Here is a 1,041-nt window from a genome sequence, read left to right as displayed (position 1 = left end):
CTAGTTTCCCAGTACTCCGCGTTCCATCTAACCGAATTTAATAAATCATAAGTTCCTCGTTACTCATTGATTTGGGATATGTTAAACTGGATCTAATGTATATTTTTCACGGTAGTTGTTGATCTTGTTCATCATCAATTCCGTCAGTTCCAGTTTATTCTTGAGTACGTCAATCGTCACTTTATGTGTCTGAAGTATTAGTTGTTGCACCTCTTTGTGGAGGATACGCAAGTTGTTAAACTTGTCGTTTCCTCCTGAATGCAACGGGATGTAGTGGTGGCATTGAACATCGGATGCGAAGAGATACATGCCTGTAATTTCGCACTTCCCCATTTTCATGCTATACCGACTAATCCGATTATCCATATATTCGACGCTCTGATTCGGGATACTAGATTTCGTTAGTAAGTAAATCTCCTGACGTAAATCTGGTCGAAGCTTTTTGTGTATTTGTTCTCTGCCTGCTGCGGTAAAGAGTGAAAGCTCTGTACTGAAGCCCATTGTATTCTTTGTTTTCACATTCGCAAGCGGATATAAATAGACATTTGCTACTTTAAAAGTCCTGTAACCCAAGCTGTAAAATTTACTGTACGTTGGCGGTGGGTTTGCAGGATGCCCGTATTTCCCGATTTGTTTTAGACGATTGTACATGAAAGCTCGCAGATCGTAGGCAAGACGTGAGAACGCAACACTTACATGTGTTGCCCGATTGAAGTAGTTGTGAATTCCTAATACAAAACTGTTAAAACGTGCGGCGTTTTGAGCCATTGGCGAAGTCCTCATTCTGAGAATGTGTTTCTTAACTTCGCTTTTGATCTTCTGCTTTTTGCCCGCTTTAATACCCGTATGGGCTACTCGCTTTTGCCCCTTTTTGTTTGCTCGGATTGTAAAACCAAGAAATTCCGACTCTCTTTTTCGTAGATTGATGATTTGCGATTTCTCTGGTGAAACGTCGAGTTTCAGGCGATCTTTGAGATACAGAACAACCGCATGATACCACCTCTGGGCGGATCTCCAATCCCGACAAATGATTTTGAAGTC

General features: G+C 41.4%; 1 protein-coding gene. It reads right to left on the bottom strand.

Translation table 11 applies throughout. From position 1 onward, the window contains the following. Window positions 1-81: 81 nt before the first annotated feature. A partial coding sequence (locus GC098_RS23570; RefSeq protein ID WP_376773937.1) for a group II intron reverse transcriptase occupies window positions 82-1,041 on the bottom strand: 960 nt, incomplete at its 5' end.

The organism is Paenibacillus phytorum, from assembly GCF_013141715.1.
GTDB classification, from domain to species: Bacteria; Bacillota; Bacilli; order Paenibacillales; family NBRC-103111; genus Paenibacillus_E; species Paenibacillus_E phytorum.
The sequence above is the reverse complement of the archived record's forward strand: the minus strand, read 5'-3'. Positions and strand labels throughout refer to the sequence as shown.